The 24,053-nt window shown below is 47.9% G+C and carries 26 protein-coding genes; 13 read left to right on the top strand and 13 right to left on the bottom strand.

The window, feature by feature from the left end; all coding sequences use genetic code 11:
* Positions 1–9: 9 nt before the first annotated feature.
* Positions 10–432, bottom strand: coding sequence for a hypothetical protein (locus AY633_RS09025; protein WP_068488027.1), 423 nt, complete (start codon positions 430–432; stop codon positions 10–12).
* Positions 433–677: 245 nt separating this feature from the next.
* Here AY633_RS09025 and AY633_RS09030 point away from each other — a divergent pair, with 245 nt between their 5' ends.
* From AY633_RS09030 to AY633_RS09040, 3 genes are all read left to right on the top strand, one after another.
* Entirely contained in the window at positions 678–1,532 is an 855-nt protein-coding gene (locus tag AY633_RS09030; protein WP_068488028.1) for a GNAT family N-acetyltransferase, read from the top strand.
* A gap of 147 nt (positions 1,533–1,679) precedes the next feature.
* On the top strand, positions 1,680–2,951 hold the full coding sequence (locus AY633_RS09035; protein WP_141705919.1) for a Glu/Leu/Phe/Val family dehydrogenase: 1,272 nt from the start codon (positions 1,680–1,682) through the stop codon (positions 2,949–2,951).
* Positions 2,952–3,091: 140 nt separating this feature from the next.
* Positions 3,092–4,903, top strand: coding sequence for an LTA synthase family protein (locus AY633_RS09040; protein WP_068488299.1), 1,812 nt, complete (start codon positions 3,092–3,094; stop codon positions 4,901–4,903).
* Between the two features lie 380 nt (positions 4,904–5,283).
* Here AY633_RS09040 and AY633_RS09045 read toward each other — a convergent pair whose 3' ends face one another.
* A complete protein-coding gene (locus AY633_RS09045; protein WP_068488029.1) occupies positions 5,284–6,084 on the bottom strand; it encodes an SDR family NAD(P)-dependent oxidoreductase in 801 nt (266 codons plus the stop codon).
* Positions 6,085–6,300: 216 nt separating this feature from the next.
* Between AY633_RS09045 and AY633_RS09050 the strand changes: the two genes are divergently transcribed.
* Together AY633_RS09050 and AY633_RS09055 are read left to right on the top strand one after the other, a co-directional pair.
* Entirely contained in the window at positions 6,301–6,882 is a 582-nt protein-coding gene (locus AY633_RS09050; RefSeq protein ID WP_068488030.1) for an MEDS domain-containing protein, read from the top strand.
* A gap of 133 nt (positions 6,883–7,015) precedes the next feature.
* Positions 7,016–8,038, top strand: a complete 1,023-nt coding sequence (locus tag AY633_RS09055; RefSeq protein WP_068488031.1) for an STAS domain-containing protein — start codon at positions 7,016–7,018, stop codon at positions 8,036–8,038.
* Here AY633_RS09055 and AY633_RS09060 read toward each other — a convergent pair.
* From AY633_RS09060 to AY633_RS09065, 3 genes are all read right to left on the bottom strand, one after another.
* Positions 8,025–8,408 carry a DUF3784 domain-containing protein gene (locus AY633_RS09060; RefSeq protein WP_068488032.1) on the bottom strand — a complete coding sequence of 128 codons (384 nt, stop codon included), beginning with the start codon at positions 8,406–8,408 and terminating at the stop codon, positions 8,025–8,027. The two genes, AY633_RS09055 and AY633_RS09060, sit on opposite strands and share 14 nt — an antisense overlap.
* 120 nt (positions 8,409–8,528) lie before the next feature.
* A complete protein-coding gene (locus tag AY633_RS16610) occupies positions 8,529–8,723 on the bottom strand; it encodes a hypothetical protein (RefSeq protein ID WP_186008762.1) in 195 nt (64 codons plus the stop codon).
* 165 nt (positions 8,724–8,888) lie between these two features.
* Positions 8,889–9,623 carry a phosphatase PAP2 family protein gene (locus tag AY633_RS09065; RefSeq protein ID WP_068488033.1) on the bottom strand — a complete coding sequence of 245 codons (735 nt, stop codon included), beginning with the start codon at positions 9,621–9,623 and terminating at the stop codon, positions 8,889–8,891.
* Between the two features lie 185 nt (positions 9,624–9,808).
* Here AY633_RS09065 and AY633_RS09070 point away from each other — a divergent pair, with 185 nt between their 5' ends.
* Together AY633_RS09070 and msrB are read left to right on the top strand one after the other, a co-directional pair.
* On the top strand, positions 9,809–10,315 hold the full coding sequence (locus tag AY633_RS09070) for a TlpA family protein disulfide reductase (protein WP_068488034.1): 507 nt from the start codon (positions 9,809–9,811) through the stop codon (positions 10,313–10,315).
* A gap of 16 nt (positions 10,316–10,331) precedes the next feature.
* A complete protein-coding gene (gene msrB, locus AY633_RS09075; protein WP_068488035.1) occupies positions 10,332–11,441 on the top strand; it encodes a peptide-methionine (R)-S-oxide reductase MsrB in 1,110 nt (369 codons plus the stop codon).
* 60 nt (positions 11,442–11,501) lie between these two features.
* On the opposite strand, the gene AY633_RS09080 is transcribed toward msrB, so the two are convergent.
* The 4 genes from AY633_RS09080 to ilvA all read right to left on the bottom strand — a co-directional run bounded on the left by AY633_RS09080 (position 11,502) and on the right by ilvA (position 14,217).
* Positions 11,502–11,735: a hypothetical protein gene (locus AY633_RS09080; protein WP_068488036.1), complete on the bottom strand. Its 234-nt coding sequence runs from the start codon at positions 11,733–11,735 to the stop codon at positions 11,502–11,504.
* Positions 11,736–11,895: 160 nt separating this feature from the next.
* Positions 11,896–12,108 (bottom strand): hypothetical protein, encoded by a 213-nt coding sequence (locus AY633_RS09085; protein ID WP_068488037.1) that lies wholly within the window; start codon positions 12,106–12,108, stop codon positions 11,896–11,898.
* 31 nt (positions 12,109–12,139) lie between these two features.
* Positions 12,140–12,484, bottom strand: coding sequence for a hypothetical protein (locus AY633_RS09090; protein WP_068488038.1), 345 nt, complete (start codon positions 12,482–12,484; stop codon positions 12,140–12,142).
* Positions 12,485–12,930: 446 nt separating this feature from the next.
* Positions 12,931–14,217 carry a threonine ammonia-lyase IlvA gene (gene ilvA / locus AY633_RS09095; protein ID WP_068488039.1) on the bottom strand — a complete coding sequence of 429 codons (1,287 nt, stop codon included), beginning with the start codon at positions 14,215–14,217 and terminating at the stop codon, positions 12,931–12,933.
* Between the two features lie 204 nt (positions 14,218–14,421).
* On the opposite strand from ilvA, the gene AY633_RS09100 reads away from it, so the two are divergent.
* The 3 genes from AY633_RS09100 to AY633_RS16615 all read left to right on the top strand — a co-directional run bounded on the left by AY633_RS09100 (position 14,422) and on the right by AY633_RS16615 (position 17,130).
* Positions 14,422–15,345, top strand: a complete 924-nt coding sequence (locus AY633_RS09100) for an oxidoreductase (protein WP_068488040.1) — start codon at positions 14,422–14,424, stop codon at positions 15,343–15,345.
* A 105-nt stretch (positions 15,346–15,450) separates the two neighbouring features.
* On the top strand, positions 15,451–16,338 hold the full coding sequence (locus AY633_RS09105; protein ID WP_068488041.1) for a fructose bisphosphate aldolase: 888 nt from the start codon (positions 15,451–15,453) through the stop codon (positions 16,336–16,338).
* A 621-nt stretch (positions 16,339–16,959) separates the two neighbouring features.
* Positions 16,960–17,130: a hypothetical protein gene (locus tag AY633_RS16615; RefSeq protein ID WP_171900943.1), complete on the top strand. Its 171-nt coding sequence runs from the start codon at positions 16,960–16,962 to the stop codon at positions 17,128–17,130.
* Positions 17,131–17,170: 40 nt separating this feature from the next.
* On the opposite strand, the gene AY633_RS09110 is transcribed toward AY633_RS16615, so the two are convergent.
* Both AY633_RS09110 and AY633_RS09115 read right to left on the bottom strand, forming a co-directional pair.
* On the bottom strand, positions 17,171–17,653 hold the full coding sequence (locus tag AY633_RS09110) for a YehS family protein (RefSeq protein WP_068488042.1): 483 nt from the start codon (positions 17,651–17,653) through the stop codon (positions 17,171–17,173).
* An 89-nt stretch (positions 17,654–17,742) separates the two neighbouring features.
* Positions 17,743–19,323, bottom strand: coding sequence for a class I adenylate-forming enzyme family protein (locus AY633_RS09115; RefSeq protein ID WP_260804559.1), 1,581 nt, complete (start codon positions 19,321–19,323; stop codon positions 17,743–17,745).
* 387 nt (positions 19,324–19,710) lie between these two features.
* Here AY633_RS09115 and AY633_RS09120 point away from each other — a divergent pair, with 387 nt between their 5' ends.
* The 3 genes from AY633_RS09120 to AY633_RS09130 all read left to right on the top strand — a co-directional run bounded on the left by AY633_RS09120 (position 19,711) and on the right by AY633_RS09130 (position 21,652).
* Positions 19,711–20,172: a BsuPI-related putative proteinase inhibitor gene (locus tag AY633_RS09120; protein WP_068488044.1), complete on the top strand. Its 462-nt coding sequence runs from the start codon at positions 19,711–19,713 to the stop codon at positions 20,170–20,172.
* Between the two features lie 114 nt (positions 20,173–20,286).
* A complete protein-coding gene (mug, locus tag AY633_RS09125; RefSeq protein WP_068488045.1) occupies positions 20,287–20,805 on the top strand; it encodes a G/U mismatch-specific DNA glycosylase in 519 nt (172 codons plus the stop codon).
* Positions 20,806–20,902: 97 nt separating this feature from the next.
* Positions 20,903–21,652, top strand: a complete 750-nt coding sequence (locus AY633_RS09130) for an SDR family NAD(P)-dependent oxidoreductase (protein WP_068488046.1) — start codon at positions 20,903–20,905, stop codon at positions 21,650–21,652.
* A 41-nt stretch (positions 21,653–21,693) separates the two neighbouring features.
* Here AY633_RS09130 and AY633_RS09135 read toward each other — a convergent pair whose 3' ends face one another.
* The gene (locus tag AY633_RS09135; protein WP_068488047.1) at positions 21,694–22,470 is read right to left on the bottom strand and encodes an SDR family NAD(P)-dependent oxidoreductase; all 777 of its coding nucleotides are present in this window, start codon (positions 22,468–22,470) and stop codon (positions 21,694–21,696) included.
* A gap of 16 nt (positions 22,471–22,486) precedes the next feature.
* A complete protein-coding gene (locus AY633_RS09140; RefSeq protein ID WP_082799222.1) occupies positions 22,487–24,052 on the bottom strand; it encodes an AMP-binding protein in 1,566 nt (521 codons plus the stop codon).
* Position 24,053: the final 1 nt, after the last annotated feature.

Here is a 24,053-nt window from a genome sequence, read left to right on the forward strand (position 1 = left end):
CTCCCCGTCCTATTTCCAAGCGGGTAACTTTTTCAAGAAGGCATACACAATGGGCCCAAGGAAAACAGCTGCTAGGAATAGATAAAATGAAACGGAAGCAACGAGTATCGTGAAAATACCGCTCCACAACCCTGCCACTAAGTACAAGAACAGCAAAAGCGTCGCCCATACGATGCTCACGCGCAGTGCTGCATTTTTCATGCGAATCCGCCTCAATGCCGCTAAGCCCAGTGACAGCAAAAAGGCCGGAACAATCATCCACAGCAAGGTGTTTGTTGCCATGTTGCCCCTTACTTCATCATTGAGCAATAATGTATCCGACCCAGCGGAAATCGCCATTGTCACCAACAGCCCGACGACCGTGATCAATGCATAAAGACCCAATCCGAACAACATATCTTTGACTAGCTCCACCGCTTTCCAATTTTCCAACGCCTTCCCTCCTCAACATGCTAAAAATCCTATCGGCTATTTCGCCTATAAGAAAACATTCACTATTTCGATTAGTTCGCCGCGCTACCGCTTTTCCCCTGCCAGTCCTTTTAAATCCCTCGGCGGGTTCCACCATCGACTGCCGTCGTCAAAATATTTCATTCCACAATAGTTCCCACTTTGTAGATACGCGCCGAATACACTAAAATTAGGGTGCGACTACGACCTTTAAGGAGTGACAATATATGAACGAAACGATTCGTCAATTGACAAGCGATGACCTGCAAGCTTTACAAGATATGGACACCGGCATCGACGATGATTACGTGATTCGAGTATTCGACCGGATTTCCACAGGGGGCAACCGCTTGTTTGGCTTGTTCTGCGACGGCCAACTTGCGAGTATCGGCGGTTATACTGTTTTTGCCGGTAGCTACGCCATGCTCGGGCGGATGCGAAGCGATATGCGCTTTCGTGGCCTCAATTTATCTTCCCGATTGATGGCTCATGTTCGCGACGCAGCTCTTACGCACCCGGGCATTCGATTTGTCGGTGCGAATACACAGGAGTTCAATGTTCCGGCACAGCGCGTCTTGGAAAAAATTGGGCTCTCCCGCCAAGCTGAGTTGTTTTCAGCCATCGCAACGAACGTCGAAACTTTTGAATACGGCGCTGCGCCTTGGAAAAAGATCGATAGCGACGAGGAAAAAATGCGCTGGCTTGAGACAGTTTATATCCGTTCCGGCCGGGTCTTTCCTTTTGAGTGCTATTATCCGTTCCCTGCAAGTACGGAGTTGTTTTCTGGCCAGCCATTTGCAGATTGGGAGTTTTATGAAAATCCGGCACGCGACCGCATCCTCATCACTAAACACGACGTAAAAAAATATGACTATCTCCATACACTCTACCCTTGGGAAGATTTATTCGAACAACCCGGTTTATGGGAAACTTTGCGCGCCCCACTCGAAAAGATCCGTCTGCAATCTGAAGAAGGTGCTTTTGTATGGATGGATTTGACCCGAAATCAGGCCGGCCAATTGCCGGACCAGCATCCATTTGACTTGCCATCGCCCTGGTTCTTGTACGGGACAGATATCTAGTCATCCTTTCTCCTTCGATTATGAATGTTTAATGCTCTGCGTTAATAGGAAGACACAGAGTATAGAAGCAAATCAGCCAAGGAGGAGAATTGCATGACACAGCAAAAACATCGCCAAGAAGAAGTAACGGAAGACTTGAAGCAGGAAATGCCAGTTAAAGAAGTGAAAAACGGCGTCGAGCTGTCGAATCCGCTTGAAATCGTCCAGCGAATGCTCGAAGTAGCGACACAAGATCTCGAACTTCCGCAAGGAGTATACGAGATTCTCAAAAAGCCGAAGCGTATTTTGAAAGTGTCGATTCCGGTGCGCATGGACGACGGCACCTATCGTGAGTTCGAAGGCTACCGTTCCCAGCATCTAGACGTGCTCGGACCGACCAAAGGAGGCGTCCGTTTTCACCCAGGCGTGACCGAAGATGAAGTCGCTGCCTTGTCGATTTGGATGTCGATGAAAGCAGCCATTCTCGGAATTCCATATGGCGGCGGTAAAGGCGGCATTGTTGTCAATCCGAAAGAATTGTCCGAACGGGAACTCGAGGAATTATCCCGCGGCTTTATCCGGGAACTGGAACCGATCATGGGGCCTGAAAAAGATATCCCAGCTCCGGACGTCAACACGACGCCGCAAATCATGGGCTGGATGATTGATGAATTCTCCCGCTTGAAAGGGAAAAACGTCCCCGGCACGATCACTGGTAAGCCGTTAATCCTTGGAGGATCGGAGGGCCGAATCGAAGCGACCGGTCGCGGTGTTGTTTTCACCATTGAAGATGCCGCCCAGAAGTTGGGGCTCGAGCTGAACGGCATGACCGCAGTCGTACAAGGTTTTGGCAATGTCGGGTCCATCACTGCTAAACTCTTGCACGAACGGGGCGTAAAAGTGCTCGGAATCGTGGATGCAGGAGGCGGCATTTATCATCCAGAGGGCCTGCCAATTGGAGAATTGATCGACTATGCCCAAAAGACCGGAACAGTTTCCGGATACAATGGCTATGAGTCTCTCAGCAACGAAGAATTGTTTGCAGCTGATGTCGATATCGTGGTCCCTGCTGCGCTTGAAAACCAAATCACTTCAGTTACTGGCCCTACTATTCGCGCCAAGATTGTGGCAGAAGCAGCGAATGGGCCGACGACACCAGACGGCAACGTGGCGATGGAAAAGAACGGTGTCACAGTCATCCCGGATATTTTATGTAATGCTGGAGGCGTCACAGTGTCCTATTTCGAATGGGTGCAAAACACTACACACTTGCGCTGGACTGAACAGGAAGTGAATGAACGGCTCCACACCGAAATGACGGAAGCTTTCAACGATGTCTATGAAATGAAAGAACAAAAAAACAGCACGATGCGCGAAGCGGCATATTTGGTCGCAGTCGAACGGATTGCCCAAGCGATGGAGGCGCGCGGCTGGATTTAATGACAGAAGCTGTCCCGAAAGCCCATAACGAAGGGCATTTGGGACAGCTTCTTTTTCTTTTTTTTGCTCCGATGTTTCCGAACAGCTTTTTACAGGTAGTGAATAGGAAAGGCCCCTATCGCCAGAAAAGGAGAACAATCATGAAAACAATTGATTACTGGGTCTATTTGGCCTTTTCCGCATTTAAATTATTTCTTTTCAGCTTATACACCGATACCCCGTTCAGCTTCGGTTTTTTCCTGATTAGTTTGTCCAGTGCATTGCTGCTGTCGAGCTGGACCTTGCTCATCGATGCGCGCAAGCGGCGGTGGATTTTATTGTCGCTTTTGGCATTGCATAGCACCTTATTGATTTCAGACGTTTGGTATTACCGTTATTTCGGCGACCTGCTGTCAGTGCAATTGATTCCTTCGATGACGCAAATGAATGATGTGGGTGGCGGTTTTATGAGTTTGATCCGCTGGACGGACTTCCTGTTTTTCGCTGATTTCCTATTGTTCCTGTTATTCATTTTTGCACTGAAAAAGAGCCAGACAGTACCGGCACAGAAAGCGAACGGCAAGCTTGCCGCCGTGATTGCCACAGTTGGATTATTGTTATTTTCAGCACCGCTTTTTATGAGCATTGCAAAAGGCGAACGCTGGCTCGCTGGGGATGCGACCAGCAATATGCGTGAATACTACGAACTCGGCTTTTGGGGCTACCACGGATATGATTTTGGCAAAGGCGTCGTTTCGATATTCCGTGATCCCATGCCTTCCGAACAAGATAAGGCCCTTTTGTTAAAAGCCGCGGCCGACATCAGCACAATCAATAAAGGCGAGCAGCCCAACATCATCCTCGTGCAACTGGAATCGCTGCAAACTTCCGTCATCGGGCAAGAAATCGGCGGTGAAGAAGTCACGCCATACTTAAACACCTTAAAAGAAGAAATGCTCTACTTCCCTTCTTTCCATCATCAGACTCATGAAGGGCGCACATCAGATGCTGAGTTTGCCATCAACTCCTCCCTTCACCCGCTGCGTACAGGTTCTGTCTATACCCGATTCCCTGACAATACCTTTGCCCCGTTGCCGGAAGCCTTAAGAGATAGCGGTTACGATACCGCTGCGATGCATGCTTATGAAGCCAGCTTTTGGAACCGCAATACTGTCTATGAACATATCGGATTTTCCCATTTTTTTAGCAAAAAAGACTATCCTGATACAGAAAAGATTGGCATGGCGATCAATGATGAAGATTTTTTCACCACTTCGATTGAGCATATGGAAAAACTCAAAGAACCGTATTTTTCGTTCATGGTCGCTTTGAGCAGCCATATTCCATTTGAGATTCCCGAAGATAAAAAACAATTGGCTCTGCCTGGCTATGAAAACGAATTGGTCCGGAACTATTACCATACCGTCCATTATGTCGATGGCGCCGTTGAAGTGCTCGTCGAGGAACTAAAACAACGGGATATGTGGGACGATTCGATCGTCATTTTCTATGGAGACCACGATAGCGGCTTGACCGAGGCAGGCCGTGAGATGGCAAATAAGCTCGATGCCAATGGAGTGACAGAGCAATTTGAATTGGCACGCCAAGTTCCTCTGTGGATCAAGCCGCCTGAACTCGCGCAAGGTGAAACGATCGAAACTGTCGGTGGACAGATCGACGTGGCACCAACGATTCTTGAACTTGCGGGCGTCGACCAAGGCTTCATGCTTGGCACTTCGCTGCTATCTGATACAGAAAGAATGGTCGTCTTCCGAGATGGCTCTTTCCGAAAAGGCGATGTGTACTTCCAGCCTGATTTGACGACGGTGCCGGGTACCGGTGAATGCTATTCGATTGAAAGCGGCGAACAAATCGATGGTTCCGCTTGTGAGCCATATATCGACGAAGCGCTCGATCAATTGCGCATATCGGATACGGTAATCGAAGACAATGCACTGGAATACATCCAATAAGAAAAAGCATTGGACTCTCTGGGAGAGTTCAACGCTCAGCTTGTCGAGAAAGTTAAAAAGCCGTATTTTCCGAAGCTTATCGCACGACTCCGTGGGCTCGCGCCCAAGCCTCCTCAGTCGCTATGCGCCTTGCGGGGTCTCGGTCGTCTAGCTAATCCACTGGAAAGATAAGGTCGACCTACGGGAGACATTATCTTTGCGAAAGTAATGCGCAGCATTATTGAGCAGAAGGGGTTACGAGCGAACGCTTCTCCAAATACTTGGAGAAGTCATTGAATATTGGATATAGAAAAAGGTTCTCTCTTTCATAGTTGAGAGCGAAATGTGGACTTCTTCAACACTCTGAGCGTTGGACTCTCCGTGAGAGTTCAACGCTTTTTTCATCTCATGACGCTCCCGCCTGAGATTTTCACCGATTCACCGACGATATTCGGGGCTGCGTCGGTTAATAGAAACGCGATTGTCTGGGCAACTTCTTGAGGCTTGGATAAACGGTTCGACGGAATGCCGGATTGCGCTTCTTCCATCGCCTGCTCCATAGAGATTCCTTGTCGTTCCGCCTTTCTTCGGATGCTGGCCCTCGCCATTTCCGTATCGACGTATCCCGGGCATACTGCATTGACCCGGACGCCGTATTCGATTGCTTCCAATGCCATCGATTGTGTCCAGCCGACTACCGCGAATTTACTTGCTGCATAAGCGGTATTTCCAGCCGTACCGCGAAGGCCCGAAAGTGAAGCCAGGTTGACGATGTCGCCTCGGCCACTTTCCATCATGCGCCGGTACACGAGTTGCGTCAGCAAGACTGTCGAAGTGTAATTGATGTTCATCAACCGCTCCAATAATTCCTGATCCAACTCTTCCACATGCTTGCCCCCAGCCACACCGGCCGAGTTGACCAAGCCATCGATCCCTCCTAAATGTGCTTCAGCTGCTGCGACAAGTTGCTCACGCTCATGGGCGTCCGTCAAATCTGCTGCGTAGAGATACAGCCTGTCTGGATCCATCAAGGGCACCAATTCACTTTCTAGTTTTTTTAACTTCTCTAAATCGCGTCCTGTGATCGTTAGTTTCGCGCCCATTTCCGCTAGCGTTTTCGCTGTTTCCCATCCAATTCCACCAGTGGCGCCGGTAACCAATACATGCCTTTTTGCCAACGCTTCTTTGTCAAAAATCCCCATAAACTTACGCCTCCTTTTTGTGCAGTCATTCCCTTAAGCGCAAGCTATGTAAACATACGAAACGGCTGTTCGGTTAGAAGAAGCATAAAGACACCAGATAGTATATACTAAGGGGAGGTACACAAGTGCTGTCATTTTTTTCACTTCCTGCTTCGTATAAGGCTGCAGGCGAATTTCATCACTATTTGGATCATGCGTTATATGGAGGGGAAAAAAATGAACCAAAAAATGAGCGATTTCACCGAAACCTTGCGTCAGGCAGACTATGCGCATATCTTATACTTGACTGAACAAACAGATGATTATATTGATAATGCTGTATCCTTTGTCCTCGATGGCGTCCGGAACGACGACCGCGTATTGTTCGTGGAAAACCCAAGAATCTATCCTCAGATCCAGAAAAAGCTCCAGCAGCTGTTGGGCGCTGACGAACTGGATTTGGTCCACTACGTCAACAACTTCGATTTCTATTGGCGCAAAGGGAACTTCCATCCGGAAGCCATTTTGCAATATTTCGAAAGCGTCATCGAATCTTTCACTGTCGATGGACGGCATTGCCGGACGTGGGGCCATATCGAGTGGGGCAGCCAGGAAGACATCGACCAGAAAATCGTCGATTACGAAATCGAGATCGACCGCTCTGTCCCGCAGCGCAAAGTTATCTCCGTTTGTGCATACGATACAAGCCGCGTCTCGGATAGTCTCCGCGAACGGCTGATGCGTTGCCATGGCTATTTAATGAAAGACCAGAGCATCACGACCTTGTCTTTTTACGATGACACAAAGGCCCGGAATTAATATTTCCAGGCTTTTTTTTCATTCAGCTTCATGCTCTTGCTATACGATGCATATTTTTTACAAACTCAGGGAATACTGAAACAACTGCCAACAAAAGGCAAGGCTGATATAGAATGAAGCGGAGGATAGTGCTATGAAAAAAGAAATCACAGTCGGTGCGGCCGAGTTGAAATGGGATTTGGAAACAGGGGAAGTGCTTTTTGATGGAGGCGATGTCGTCTTTTTCTGGACTTCTGCCATGGAAACCTTTTTCGACACCATTCGAGAAATCTCTGGAGCAGAGGCAACTGACCTGGTACTGGAAACGACAGGGTTCAGGCAAGGGATCGTTGTGGGAGAAGGGTTCCGGGAACTAAAGAAGATTGATGCCAGCAATGTCGTCGAATGGATTTCCAATACTTATGCACCGGCTGGATGGGGCAAAGTGGAAATCGTCGAGATGGATATTGAACAATACACTTTCACAATGCACATCCAGGACGACTGGGAATACAAAATGAATCAATTGAACCACAAAGGTACAAAAGGCATTTTTGTTCCTTCCCATTACGCTGGGGTCTTGACTGGGTTGTTCGGCCAGAATTTCTGGTACCGGACGATCCACTATCAAAATTCCGAACAGCCTTACAGCATCGTCGAGTATTATCCATCAGATGTCAACGTCCAACAAAATATCCGGGAACTCGCGAGACGGCAAGAAGACCAACAGATCCGGCAGCTTGAAAATATGGTCGATGAAAAAACCAAAATGCTTCAAAGATTGGTGCGTGAACTTTCTTCTCCTGTCATCCCTGTGCTCGAAGGCATCATCGTTGTCCCGATGATTGGAAGCTACGATGAAAATCGTACCGAAGACCTGATCAACAACACATTGAATGAATTGCCAAAGCATAAAGCCGAGTTTCTATTGCTGGACCTGACAGGATTAAACCGCAACATTTCAGAACACACTGTCCAACTAATCGACAAACTAGCAGCTGCAGCACGATTGCTTGGCACAGAGACCATTCTGGTCGGTGTGTCGCCAGAACTCGCCATGATCATTACGCGAACGATGCAGGACCTATCAAAATTCGAAACCTTGCAAAGCTTGCAGCACGGCATCTATTACGCACTTGGGCGCAGCGGCCGCTCCATCAGCACTAAAAACAAGTAAAGACGAGGGTTTCCTCATCTTTGCTTGTTTTTTTATCCTCTTTTGCGGGCGGCTGTTTCAGAAAACGTCCGCCCGTATTCATATATATCAAAGCAGCTCCGATACACACCAAAAACAAACCCACGCCAACATAAAACATCCAATTTGCTCCACTCCATATGCCAACGATCCATAATGCCAAGGCCAACAATAGCTTTCCAATAAAGCGTGCCATCGCTGGACTATCATATTTTTCTTGTTCTTCTCTCGGCATCGTGTTGTAGCCAGTGATTAAAAACATCCCCTTCCCCTGCAACATATAAAGCCCCAGAAGCACTAACAACAAAGCCACCCCGCCGATAATCATTGCTGTTAATTCCATTTCTCCCATTCCATCACCGCCTTGCTAGATCATTCCATAAACGCTCAAAAAAATCCTTTTCAAACACGAAAACATCCTGCACCCGTCTTCCCTGTACAGGATGTTCCGTAAAGCGTTCCACATTTTCCATTAATGTGTCCAATTTTTAAATGAGAATACCATCCCGATGATGACTACAGCTATTCCGCCAAAAATGAGCATGGGCAGCAGCCCAACAATGTCGACCATCTCAAGGGCACCTCCTTTTCTTCGATCATACGCCGATATTGCAGAAATCGCCACAAAATTGTTTGATTTTTCGGTCATTTTTGATTGTATGGCCATTATAATGAAACTAAGAGGTGGCAATGCAAGCTTCTTGAAAGCCATATATTCATTTTCAGTGCATTCGTTTCCCATCGAAGGACAGTTTTTATCGAATAAATGACGTCATCAAAGTCTTAGCAACAGGCTAGAAAAAAGCCGCCGGCATTACCGGCAGCTTTGTCCTTATAATTTGTCCATTAGGGCTCTGTAAACAGGTGCCAATACTTTTCGTAAAGCGGCTACAGGCGGCACTGGGCTTCTTTGCTGCCATTGAATCCATTCGAGTGCCACAAGACTTAACACAAGCCAGATGGTGCCGGCAATATAACCTGCGATAACATCACTTGGAAAATGGGCGCCGAGGTAAATGCGGCTAACGCCGATCAGTACGATTAACACACTTAACCCAATAACGGTGGCCCATCGCACCCAGGGTTTCTGCCCCGTCCGGATAACCAAATAAATAAGGAAGCCGTAAAAAATCAGCGAACCCATCGAATGGCCGCTCGGGAAACTATAGCCGACCGCATCGATTGTTTCATTGATGCTTGGCCGTTCACGGCTGAAAAAATGTTTCAATAGAACAGTCAACAGCGAGCCGCCGCCAACCGCAACCAAGTAAAACAAGACGCCCCATTTATCGCGCATCTTGACACCCAAAATCCACAAGACGCCGATCGATAGCATGACGAGAAACCAAACGGACCCCAGCTCTGTGATGATGAACATGATGGTATCCATCCAATTGCTTCCAATCGCTTCTATCAAATGAATGGTGACAGCATCAAATACTGCCAACTCCTGATCTAGCATTTCATCTGCCAATTCTGCAAATAATACAATGAATAATGTCGCCAGCCCAAGCCCTGCAAGAAGTACGATAAAGGCAAATCCTGATAATTTCGTTTCTCTATCCATTCAACCGCTCCCATACTATTACTTACGGTCAGTTTACCCGACTTTATCGATAAGTATGCCGCATCCTTTCAGTTTCGTGGTTCAAAGGACTTTATTTGGGGAATAACTCAAATAGATAGCAATTCGCGCAAGAAAACGCCAATTTTTCAGCGAATTGCTTGCCCTCACCTGGAAGGATGATCATCATGAAATTACCACAACTGCTGCTTTTACTAGTTGCCCTTCTGCTCACCCTCTCTTCCTGCTCGGAAGCCTTATCAGAAAACCGCGGCCCTGAGGCACCTGATTTTGCGTTACCTGACCTCAACGGCACCGTCCATCATCTCTCCGACTACCGGGGCGAGAAAGTTTATCTGTTCTTTTGGGCATCCTGGTGCTCGATTTGCCTTTCTGGATTAAACGAGCTGGAAGAATTGGCCGAAAGTGATAACGACTTTACGATTCTCACCATCATTTCCCCGGGAACCTACGCTGAACGAAATGCCAATGAATTCAATGCTTGGTTCTCAGCCATTGACCATCACGGGGATTTTATTGTCCTGCTGGATGACGGAGGGGATGTATTCGGACAGTTCAAAATGGAGGCCTATCCGAGTTCTGCCTGGATCAGTTCTGCTGGAAGAATCACCAAACAACGCACCGGTCATATAAGCAACGACGAAATACTCGAATTGATGAATTCGATTCGCTAGAAAGGCGGAACCACCAATGACACGATATTTCATGCCTATACTCTTACTGCTACTATTGCTCGCAGGCTGTTCAAGCGAAGCAGCTACTGACTCCACTTCAGTTTCATCTTCAGCTTCGGAATCTCGTTTCCCAGACAATCCGAATGAAGAACTTGAATTCGATACGGAAAACCTCGAAGACATTTGGTTTGCAGGCGGCTGCTTCTGGGGTGTTGAAGCCTATATGGCACGCATCTACGGCGTTTACGATGTGACTTCTGGCTATGCCGGCGGAACGATCGAAGACCCGACTTACGAAGAAGTACTGACAGGCGATACCGGCTACGCCGAAACTGTCCATTTACGATACGACCCAGAACGCGTATCGCTCGAGGAACTGCTCGACCGCTATTTCCTGATCATCGATCCGACGCTTGTCGATCAGCAAGGCAACGACCGCGGCAATCAATACCGGACCGCCATTTTTTACGATGACCCGTCTACTGTGAGTACAATTGACGAGGTAATCACAGAAGAGCAAAAGAAATACGATAAACCAATCGTCACCGAAGTCGAACCGCTGACGAATTACTACCTCGCGGAAAACTACCATCAAGATTATTTGGAAAAAAATCCTGACGGCTATTGCCATGTGGATTTCACTAGCCTAGAAGACCAACAAGTACCGCAATTAATCGATCCAGCCGATTATCCAAAACCAGATGAAGAAGAAATTCGGGAGATGCTGACAGATGAACAATACCGCGTCACTCAAGATGACGGCACCGAAACGGCGTTCGATAATGAATACGACGGCTTTTACGAGCCAGGTATTTATGTCGATATCGTCACTGGTGAACCGCTCTTTTCATCCACAGACAAATACGATTCCGGAACTGGTTGGCCAAGTTTCACGAAACCGATCGATCCAGCAGTCGTGACTGAACACGATGACTTGTCCCTATTCGGCATACGGACGGAAATCAGAAGCCGAACAGGCGATAGTCACTTGGGTCATGTGTTCGAAGACGGTCCGGAAGATGCAGGCGGTTTGCGCTATTGCATGAACAGCGCAGCTTTACGTTTTGTGCCGCTTGAAGAAATGGAAGCACAAGGTTATGGAAATTTAACAGACAAGGTAAATTGACTGCAAAAAGCCGGAACCCGCATGATGCGGATTCCGGCTTTTTAATGCTGGATTTCGACCTTATTGGCTTTGCACCCGCTTGACGAAACGGCGTTCCAAAATGCCTTCAACAATCATAAAGTTTTCATGGCATTTCGGGCGATAGTGACCTTTGGCGATTCCTTCAATCGTCAAACTACTGACATCGTATTTCATCCCCAGATGTTCGGCAGAAACTTCTTCAATATGGTAGAAGTACAGGATGCTATAAATCATTTCATCGTTGAGTCTGTTCAATTCGTCTGTTGTTGTCATAATGATTGACCTCCCCATCAGGCTGCTGGCGACTTCGATTGGCTTTATATTGCTGATAGCCTTTAATAAACCGTCCATAACTAGCTGCAAACGCTGCACTGATTTTTTTCATCTCGTTGTGGTCTCCCATAGTAAACACTCCCCAATAAAAGTTTAGCTCTCAGTAAGTTTCCACCAAGTATTTTTCAATTTGGTTGAACCCCTTATAGCAATCCCTTCTCACGTGGCCAGACAGCAAATCCTCTAAAGACTCGGCGCTGATATGAAAATGCTGGGCCAACTCTTTCGTTTGCCAGCCTTTTACTTTCCACAAATATAAGATCAGATAGATATCTTCATCGCCTAATTTAATCAAGTCACTCCGATTATCCATTGAAACTACCGCCTTCCTTTGGTGTGGATCTTCATGCCGGCTGCTCGAGGCAACTCAACGCCGAACTCAGCCTTGAAACGAATGTTTTCGGTGACTCATGGGAACGGATCCGCACGGACAAACCGTCTCCGCAAGGTTCAGCTGTCTGCAGATAATCCGTCGGCAAGGGCACCGGATAGGCAACTAGCGACTGGGTAAATGCAGACAGTTCTTCTGGCTTTAGCCATATCTCTACTTGGTTGATCGCGCGACCGTCGCTATCATAGCCAAGAAATCGGATGATCCCGCCTGCAGTTCTCTGATTGTTCACTCTCGTTGACGCCAGGTCTTGCCAAGTGTCGTTCAATGGCTTTCCTAGCCCTCCCCTTTCTTCCATTGCGTTCTCTCCTCTTTTCCGTAATAAAAAAGCACCGGAACAGACTCCTCTATCGAGAGGAGAATATTTCCGGCGCTGTGTACAGCACGATAGTCTGTCACATTCAACCAAAGTTTAAAGTTTGCCGTTGAACAGAAACGGCAATGCCTGCTCTCTGCCCGGTCCGGAAACAACCGTTCAATTCGTTCGAAACCGCTCCCTTAAATACGCTAACTGAAATCTTTTTGTATAAGATGATTTGATAGTATTAGCCTACATTATTTCACATTTCTTGTAAACCCTTAATTACTGAATATTTAAAATAATAATTTATCATTATTTATCTGGTTATTATTAATAAAAAATACACCCTATTTGTTCAGTTACCTCAAGGTTTCTTAATATAACAGAAAATAAAAAAACTGCGCTGCCTGCGTCCAAACTTCGCAGGCCTCACAGTCATTCAATTAAATCAATAGATTGAACAGCAAAGAATCGTTATTAATGTCTTTATACGGAAAGCCGTTTTGTGTCATGCGTTCAACGAGTGGGCCATAATCCGCTGGGTCTTTCAATTCAATCCCCACAAGGACAGGCCCGTGTTCTCGGTTGTTTCGTTTGGTGTATTCGAAATGAGTGATATCATCTTGTTCACCAAGCACATCGTCCATAAACTTTCGGAGGGCGCCTGCGCGCTGCGGGAATGTAACGATGAAATAATGCTTCAAGCCTTCGTAAATCAAAGACTTTTCCTTGATCTCCTGCATTCGTTCAATGTCATTATTGCCGCCGCTGACGACGCAGACGATATTCTTCCCGCGAATTTCCTCACGATAAAAGTCGAGTGCCGCCACAGACAAAGCGCCTGCCGGTTCAGCAACGATGGCGTTTTCGTTATACAATTCGAGAATTGTCGTGCATACCTTGCCTTCCGGAACTGGGACGATGTCATCCAGCACTTTTTGGCAGATCGCCATCGATAAATCACCAACTTGCTTCACTGCCGCTCCGTCGACAAAGGTATCGATTGTCTCAAGTCGCGTCACTTGCCCTTCTTTGAGGGAAGCTTTCATGCTCGCCGCGCCTTGTGGTTCCACACCGATCAGTTTCGTCGTGGGAGAAACGCCTTTTAAATATGTGCCGACTCCAGAAGCCAATCCGCCTCCGCCAATTGCGCAAAACATATAATCGACTGGTTCTTGCATATCATTGAGCACTTCGACCGCAACGGTGCCTTGCCCTGCAATCACCGCTTCCGTATTGAACGGGTGTACGAAAGTCTTGCCTTCTTCCGAACACACTTCCATCGCTGCCGCAAAAGCATCGTCAAAGCTGTCGCCGGTCAAGATGACTTCTACATACGCACCGCCGAAGCGTTTTACTTGTGACACTTTTTGACTCGGTGTGGTAAGCGGCATGAAAATCTTGCCTTCGATGCCAAGCGCCTGGCAAGAATAAGCCACGCCTTGCGCATGATTTCCGGCACTTGCGCAAACGACGCCCTGCGCCCGTTCAGCTTCGGTCATGCTGCGGATGAAATTATACGCGCCACGCAGTTTAAAGGAACGGACGACTTGCTGGTCTTCGCGTTTCAAAAAGACATTGCAGCCGTAACGTGCCGAGAGAATCTCGTTGCGCTGCAAGGGCGTCCGGATGATGACATCCTTCAGCGCCTGATTAGCGACCATAATATCGGCCACGGTCACCTCGTCCGCGATAGCTTCCCTTTCCAGCTCTGTGATGTTTTTTGCCATCTGATTCACCCTCTTCATTTTGATTATTGAACTACTCTAACACATCAGCGCTCTTTGTTGTGTAAAAATTTAGACAATTATGTGAGCTTTTCATCAGATTTTCAGTTTTTCGCAAATGTATGCGGTTTCACATTTTAAATGAGGTAAACTAGATAGAACAAGAAGCTCAAGGCAACACAATTATGTAAAAAAGGAGATGATGTTTTGCAGGAGGTCCACCACAAAATTGCTATTATCACCGGAGGCAATAGCGGCATCGGATGGGAAGCTGCCAATATGCTTGCCGGACGAGGCTTTTCGATTTTATTGGCTGTCCGTGACCTGGTCAAAGGCGAAATCGCCAAACGGGAAATTCTCGATTTCCATCCGGAAGCGACGGTCGCCGTGTTAAAGCTCGACTTGGCTGACCTTGCAAGCGTCCGCCACTTTGCGGACAGCTACAAAAAACATTTTCATTCACTCGATCTATTGGTCAATAATGCAGGAATCATGATGCCGCCATACGGCAAAACGAAAGACGGCTTTGAACTGCAGTTCGGCAGCAATTACCTTGGCCATTTTGCGTTGACTGCCCACCTTCTACCCTTGCTCGCCAAAACGCCAGATTCGCGCGTCATCACACTCGGCAGTCTGGCTCATAATCGTGGCACAATCGACTTCGATAATCTCGACGGATCAAAAGGCTACAGAGCGAAAAAATTCTACAACCAAAGCAAACTCGCCAATATGCTATTTGCGATAGAGCTCGACCGCAGGCTGAAAAAGCACAACCTACAGACCATCAGCGTCGCTTGCCATCCCGGGGTTTCGGCTACGAATATCTTTAAGATCGGCAAATACGACGCACCCGTGCTAGTGCGAGATTTCGCCAACCGCTTTTTGCAGCCTCCCGATATGGGAGCACTCGCCACCGTCCATGCCGCCACCGAACCAGATCTAAAAGGCGGCGAATACATCGGTCCTGCTGGAAAAGGGCGCAGAAAAGGCTATCCGGCTCTTGATACGCCCCATCCAACAGCTGTCGATGAAGCACTCGCTCAAAAACTATGGGCTGTCTCCGAGCAATTGACGGGTGTTACATTCGATTTTGAATCCGTTGAGCGTGACTATCCATTACCGGAAAACTGACATTCGCTACACATTTTTTCACTTTTGATGAAAAATCCGATTATTGGTACACTAAGCAGGGAACAGCAGTAATGCAGACAAATTCTTAATTGAGGAGCTGAGACGATGAACACAAAACAATTTGAAGTAATGAAGAACGGCAAAGGCTTTATTGCAGCGCTCGACCAAAGCGGTGGCAGTACGCCAAAAGCGTTGAAACTGTATGGTGTGAACGAAGATGCTTACTCCAATGAAGACGAAATGTACGACTTGATTCACGAAATGAGAACACGTGTTATGACAGCACCCGGCTTTACGTCAGATCACATACTCGGGGCCATCCTGTTTGAGCAGACGATGGACCGCGATGTCTATGGCAAATATACGAGCGACTATTTATGGGAAGCAAAAGGCGTCGTACCATTCCTGAAGATCGATAAAGGTCTTGCGGATGAACAAAATGGCGTGCAATTGATGAAGCCGAACCCGAATTTAAACGAGTTGTTGACACGTGCGGTTGAACGCAATGTCTTTGGCACGAAAATGCGTTCAGTCATCAAAGAGCCAAATGAAGATGGCATTAAGCAAGTGGTCGACCAGCAGTTTGAAGTGGCGAAAGAAGTTATCGCTGCCGGACTCGTGCCGATCATTGAGCCAGAAGTCGACATCAACAGTGCCAACAAAGAACAAATCGAGGCGATGTTGAACGACGAAATCTTGAGCCACCTCGACAAACTCAGCGACGACGAGTATGTCATGCTAAAATTGACGATTCCGACACTCGCGAATTTCTACAAAGAACTTATCGATCACCCGCGTGTCGTGCGCGTTGTGGCGTTGTCCGGTGGTTATCCGCGAGAAGAAGCGAACCAGAAGCTTGCCGAGAACAACGGCTTGATCGCCAGCTTCTCACGCGCCTTGTCCGAAGGCTTAAGCGCAGACCAAGCGGATGAAGACTTTAATGCGACGCTTGACCAGTCGATTAAAGAAATCTACGAAGCATCTATCACCTGATATAAAAAAAGCGCTCCCTTTGTGGTGCGCTTTTTTTCTTATGGATTCGAATGTATAAATAAAATCAAATCCAGGCCTTATGGCTAAAGGCATGCCCAAGCGGGAGGCGACTGCTTCTTGATGACATCATTAACGAACACTCCATCTCGCTCACAAACCTAAATAAGCATCACCACCAGCGGATGAAAATGTGAAAAAGAAATGCTTCATCGCTCAAAACTACAATGAAATGTATAAGCCGAACCGCGCACAAGGGCGAGCCGATGCCAGGAGCCGAGTATTCTTCTTGGCTCATGGCGAGAGGCCTGCCCCAAGCGGGAGGCGACTGCTTCGCGATGACATCATCAACGAACAACCCATGTCACTATCAAGCCTAAATAAGCATCACCACCAGCGGATGAAAATGTGAAAAAGAAATACTTCATCGCTCAAAACTACAATGAAATGTATAAGCCGAACCGCGCACAAGGGCTGGCCTCTCGCCAGGAGACAAGTGTTCTTCTTGGCTCCTGGCGAGAGGCCAGCCCCAAGCGGGAGGCGACTATTTGGCGATGACATCACCAACGAACAATCCATGTCACTAACTTCTTCAACTTCTATTCAGCACAAAGGAGAGATTGCATGTTCTATTTCCTGGTTCCGATCGCTATCGTCTTCGGCCTTGGCTTTATCGTCGACCGCCGGCGCAGGACGTCTGCTTATTACGACAAGCCGACCCACCCGGACGCAAAGCCTGGCGACAGCTCGAATTACACCATGGGCGACAACCGCTATACAAGCGGTGGAGAATAAGAAAAAGCGCGGCATCCAATTCGGATGCCGCGCTTTTTCATTACGGACGATAGTTCAGCGTGATGCCTTTAAGAAGATTCCGCATAAGTTGATCGCCCAACTCTTTGTAGTTCTTGTGCCCTTCTTTCCGAAGAAACGCTCCAAGTTCACCTTTGGAGACATTGATTCCGGCCAGCTTCCACAAATCGAGCAAGTCTTCGCTCGTCAGTTCCAACGCAATACGCAGTTTTTTCAAGACCAAGTTGTTAACGTGCTCCCCGCTGACTTCAGGTGGTCCGGAGTCGCCGGGTTTCGGGCCACGGTTAAACGTGATCAGACCGTTCAGGAAACGTTCCAATTGGTCATTTGCCAACGGAATATTAGGTTCTGCCCCTTCATCGTCAGGTTCCGGCGTTTTCGTTAAGATTAATGGGACATCCACCGCATCCACTTTTTCCCCGCCGAGTGCGAAAATTTCTTTTACGTCGCTATTTTTCAAGTCCAGCGCATAACGCAACCGGATCAATACATCGTTATTGTCCATCTAAAAAAATCCTCCTGCCGTGTTCGATTCAAATCCTGTTCCATCATACCACAGAGAAATAGCGCCCCGAACCATCAGGGCGCTATTTTTCAACGTTCAATGAATGTATGACGGAACCAAGTGTATTCACTGATATGCCGTTCACGCAATTGGTATTTTAAAATTTTGCCTGAAGCGTTGCGCGGCAATTCATCCGCGAAACGGAATTTTTTCGGTGCTTTGTGAGGCGGCAAATGTTCCAGCAAGTATTCCGAAAGCGCCACTTCATCGATCGTCTCCCCTTCTTTTGGAACGATGACAACACCGACGATTTCGCCCCACTCTTCTTCAGGGATTCCGACAGTCGCCGCTTCCTGAATTTGCGGATGACGATTTAGCAATTGTTCAATTTCAATTGAATAGATATTGTTTCCCGCAGAGATGATGCGGTCAGATTTTCGGTCGACGAGCGTGATATAGCCGTCTTCGTCGATTGTCGCAAGATCGCCAGTCAACAGCCAGCCATTTCGGAAGGCGGCTTCGGTTTCGTCCGGCATCTTATAATACGATTTCATGATCGTCTCGCCGCGCATGATGAATTCGCCGACTCGCCCCGGCGCGACGTCATTCATTGATTCATCGACCACTCGGACATGTGTCATATACATCGACTTACCGCCGGCGCCTTCTTTATGAGCATGCTCGCTTGGCAACAAATAAACGCCTCCCGGACCACCCTCTGTGAGAAAGCATAAATTATAAAATTGTTCGTGACCGAAGAATTTCATCGCACGTGCTACCAGGCCGCTTGGCATCGGGTCTGTCCCGTACATGCATTTACGAATCGTCCCAAGGTCGTACGTGCTCTCCGGTGCTTCCATCAATGCATGGTACATATCCGGCAACCCGAAAAACACCGTACAGCCGTCCTGTTGAATGGCTTCCAATACATCCCTGGTCGCGAAGTCGCGCAAGATGGTTTGTGGCACGCCGAGTATGACGCCAGTCACTAAAAATAAATTCAGCTGGGAAGGATGGAAAAACGGTGCAGCATGAAGCAAGCGGTCATCATGATTGACACCGGTCCCGAGGATGAAAGAGGTGCTGACATTGACGATTCGCTGATGGTCAAAAAGTGCTCCTTTCGGTGGGCCGGTCGTTCCTGAAGTATAGAGGATTTCAGCATCGTCATCCGGCAAGATGTCGATGCCAGGTTCCGTGCGATCATTATCCAGCATTTCGTCCCAGCTCAGATGGGCTTGCTCTTGCGCTTTCGGGTAGACGACTACTTGATGCAGCAGCTCCTCCGATTCCTTTGCTTCCGCCACTAAGCTTTCAAACTCCTGATCGCAAAACACATAGGCCGCATCCGACTGACCGAAGAGATATCCCGCTTCCTCAGCATTTAGCCTGTAATTGACTGGGACGACGACGCCCCCTGCCTTCAATGCCGCAAAAAATGCTATGACGTAAGCATCCGAATTCTTCATGAATAGCGCGACTTTCTCGCCTTTTGAAATCCCTTCACGTACTAAAGCGTTCGCCAAGCGATTCACTTCCGCGTTTAATTCCTGATACGTATAGGATTTCCCCTCAAAATTCAATGCAACTAAATCAGGCTGACGCGTCGCGTTCATCGTCAAAGACGTGGTAATGTTCATCTCCCATTCCTCCTTTGTTTGTTCATGAATCTCCCCTTCTGACTGAGCGGTAGTTCTTCAATATTATAATATTCTGAAAATATAGTCAATATTACAGTAATTGGAAATAAAAAAGACTCTTTTCAGAGCCTCTCTTGTGCCAACTAATTTATGGCCAAATAGATAAGATACAAAGGAATCAATCCGAGTGCCATGTACTTGGCAACTACGAAGGTACTTATACCGAGACATTTTATTTTGGCTGTCAGTACTTCGCGGAAATCATTGAACAATTCAGGCATTACTTGGCCCTCCTTTAGGGTATAAGACCAGTATAGGCCAGCAAGCCGCCACAAGAACAGCACAAGATACTCGTTTCTGTAACTTTTTATGGCCTCTTGCGGTCTACTCTATAGACACAAAAAGGGGGCGAACCCAATGAAGCAAAAAGCCGGAACTAGTTGGTTCATGCTAATCGTGGCTCTTTTAATGCTCGCTTCGTGCGGTACAGAAAGCGACAATCTACCGGAAGATCCGGATACAGGGGGCGAGATCATCGAAGGTGAAGTCACATCAACAATCGAAGAAATGGACAATGGAAACTACCGTTATACCGTAAAAAACGATACACAAGAGCTCGTGACGTTCAACTTTACGAGCGGACAGCGCTACGATTTTACCTTAACTGACGAACAGGGCATCGAAGTATTCCGCATGTCTTCCGTCAGCATGTACACTCAAGCGCTGGGTGAAGAAAACTTATCCCCTGGCGAAGAGCTTCAATACGATATTCAAGTGCCAGCAGCCAATCTCGAACCTGGCACTTACACGCTTGAAGTATGGATGACATCGACAGAAGGCACAAATTATCCAGCGGAAATTGAGCATACGATCGAATAACAAAACACCCGAACCGAATGTTGCGGTTCGGGTGTTCTACTATGTGCCGTGATTGTTCGTTTCTCGGCTTTCACGATAGACTAAAATCATCAATTAGTTAAAAAGGAGAATCCCATGGAACTTACACCCATTCCCGATCACGTGAAAGACGGGCTCGACATCCTATTTGTCGGGTTCAACCCGAGCATCCGCTCTAGTGAAACCGGCTATCATTACGCGAACCCAAACAACCGCTTCTGGAAAATCCTTTATGAATCCGGGCTGACACCCAGAAAATACGCGCCTGAAGAAAACCATGACCTACTCGAGCTCGGATACGGCTTGACCAATATCGTTCCCCGCCCGACTAAAGCAGCGGCTGATATCACCAAGGAAGAATACAAAGAAGGCGCCGAACAATTAAAACGCAAAATCGAACGTTACCGCCCGAAAGTAGTATGTTTTGTCGGCAAAGGTGTCTACCTCCAATTTAGCGGCAAGAAATCCACTCATTGGGGCAAACAGCCAGACTCAGTCATTCCTGGTGTCATCGAATTTGTCGCTCCTTCTTCAAGTGGCCTAGTGCGGATGAAACAAGCCGAAATCGTGGAAATTTACGAAGGTTTGCACCAATTAATTCAAAAAAGCCAGTGACGCATTTTGATTCGCTCCTATAACCAGCCTTGATTATCCTCCCTTTGTTGCGGGTAAACAGAGAAATGAAGCACTTAGCACAAGGAGGAGATTCTACATGGCAAAAACAGCAATCATCACAGGAGGCGGCAGCGGGCTCGGGCAATCGGCCGCGTTGCGTTTGGCACAGGAAGGCATCAATATCGCAGTTGTCGACATCAGTGAAAAAGGCGGCAATGAGACGGTCGAGCAAGTGAAAGCACTTGGACCGGATGCAATCTTTATTAAAGCCGATGTCTCCAAGTCAGAAGAAGTAAAAAACTACGTTGATAAAACAATTGAACAATTTGGTTCCATCGATTATTTCTTCAACAACGCTGGCATTTCTGGAAGCGGCAAGCCGTTTCTCGAAACGGATATTGAAGAAATCGAGCAAATCGTGGGGATCAATATGCTTGGCGCGTTATATGGCCTTCGCTACGTGGCGGAAATAATGGTGAAAAACGGTGGCGGGTCAATCGTCAATACCGCATCGAGCGCGGGTGTCATTGGACAGGATACAGTCGTCACCTATTCCGCAACCAAGCACGGCATCGTCGGCATGACTAAGTCACTGGTTGCCGAATACGCGAAAGACGGCTTACGCGTGAACGCTGTGGCTCCTGGTCCGACTGAAACGCCGATGGTCAAAGCCTATTTTGACGCCAATCCGAAAATGAAGAAAAGTGCAGAAGAAGGCATCCCGCAACAGCGGCTTGGGACCTCTGATGAAGTCGCAGAACTTGTGGCGTTCCTACTGACTTCTAAAGCGCAATACATTAATGGCGACGTTATCCGCATTGACGGCGGCTTCACCAGCACGAAATAAACAAAAAAGGTTTCAAGGGACAATTCCCTTGGAACCTTTTCTTATGCGCCGTTTCCTGCACCGCCGCATACTTTCAATACTTCGCCCGTGACATAGCTTGCAGCGGGTGATGCCAAATAAGCGACCGCTTCGCCGATATCTTCCGGCTGTCCCGGGCGTTTGATCGATTGCAGCTCGAGCGGATAATTGACGCCTTTGGTGATGGCGGTCTCAACCGGCCCTGGCGCGACACTGTTGACGGTGATGCCGAACTCGCCGACTTCTTTTGCGACCCATTTCGTGAAAGCGATGATGCCGCCTTTTGACGCGGCATAAGCAGGGCCTGAACGCCCTTGCCGCTCGCCATCTTCGCCGTAAGAAATGGCGCCGCCCATCATGCCGGAAATCGAGCTAATGTTGATGATGCGCCCGCTCTCTTGGTTGACCATATGCGGATAGATGGCTGCTTGTGTGAACAAGAACGTGCCGCGCAAGTTCGTCTCGATATCGCGGCTCCAATCATCGTCCGTCATATCTTTCAAGCTCAGGCGCGAAACGGTACCAGCGTTATTGACGACAATATCGATTCCGCCAAATTCCTCTACCGTTTCGTGAATTGCCCGTTCGACTTGGGCCCTGTCGCGGACATCCACTTGCAGCGCCAATACGCGGATACCTGGAAACTCCGATTCCAGCAGCTGTTGTGCATCATCGCAATCCAGGATATCCGTCAAAACGATTGAAGCTCCCCGTTTTGCGAGTGCTTTTGCGCAGGCAAAGCCGATGCCGCGTGCACTTCCGGTAATTAGCGCCACTTGATTGTATAATGTGTTTTCCATGCAGATTTCTTCCTTTCTATTCAGCCAGCTTCTTCAATTCAATTTCTTTCAGTTTGTGTTTTTGGATTTTGCCGACGGACGTACGCGGGAAATCTTCGACAAACTCGATGGCGGATGGCACTTTGAATTTGGCCAACTGCCCTTTGCAATAATCAATTACTTCCTGTTCGGTTGCCGTTTGCCCTTGCTTCAGGATGACGAAGGCTTTTAATGCTTCGTCATGCATCGCATCCGGGATCCCGATGACAATTGCTTCATAGACGGCAGTGTACTCCATGATGACATTTTCCACTTCGCTCGCTGCAACATTCTCGCCGGCGCGTTTAATCATGTCTTTTTGGCGGTCGACAAAATAATAGAAGCCATCCTCCGATTTGCGTGCCTTGTCTCCCGTATGGAGCCAGCCGTTTTGCAAAGTTTGATTGGTCGCTTCCGGATTATTGTAATAGCCTTTCATAAGGGTTTTTCCGGGAATGCCTTCAAGCAAAATCTCTCCCGGATCCCCGTCCGGCACTTCATTGCCTTCTTCATCGATCAGCTTGATGCGCGATTCAGCGATCGGTTTGCCGATGCTTGTATTGTCTTTAGTGCCTTGCAATGGATTCATCAAGGGCGGCGCAACCGTTTCTGTCATGCCGTAAATCTGGTATAGCGAAGTATTATAGCGCTGTTCAAACGCCTTCAATTCTTCAGTAGTCACCGACTGGGCGAAAATGACGGCACGCAGCTTATTAATGCGCTCCTCTTCAGCGTATGGCTGCGCGAGGATCATTCGGATGGGCGCAGCGAAGAGCGAACCGAGCGTTGCACCTAAACGCTGGACTTGGCGCCCATAGCGGCTTGCGCTGAAGCGTTCCGTGATGGCGACACTGCCTCCCGCAACCAAACTCGGCATGATCATATAATACTGGCCGTTGCCATGGAACATCGGCAAGACGACAAGCGCACGGTCTTTTTCCGTAAAGCCGATATGCTCCGCTACAATGCGTCCCGTGTAAATATAATTGGCATGCGTAATGAGGCAGCCTTTCGGTTTTGACGTGGTGCCGGAAGTGTACAAAATCGCTGTCACGTCTTCCGTATGGATTTCCGTTTCCGGCACTTCACCTGAAAATTCCGCAATCATTTTGTTAACGCTTTCAAATTTACCCGGTTCATCCGTCCGCGCCAGGATAATCTGCCGGAGCTTCGGGAGATTTTTTTGGATGGATTTAAACTTCTCGATGTATTCCGGTTCCGTAATGAGCAGGACCGATTCCGAATGGCCGATTAAATAGTCCATTTCCGCCGCAGCCGACAAAATATTGGTCGGGACCATGACGGCTCCGAGCTTTGCAAGGGCAAACCAGCAGACGACAAATTCCGCGGAGTTCGGCAAATGAAGCGTCACTTTATCGCCTTTGCGGATGCCGCGTTCAAAAAGCGCGCCGCTGAATTGTTCGACTCGCTCCAAAAATTCGCCGTAGCTGTATTGTGTCACTTCCTCTGTATTATCCTCGAACACCAGAAATGGCTGTGCGCTTCGCTTTTTACATTGTGCCATTAAGAGGTCGATCAATGTCTGTTCCGCTATCAAAATCATC

The organism is Planococcus maritimus, assembly GCF_001592825.1.
Classification (GTDB): Bacteria; Bacillota; Bacilli; order Bacillales_A; family Planococcaceae; genus Planococcus; species Planococcus maritimus_C.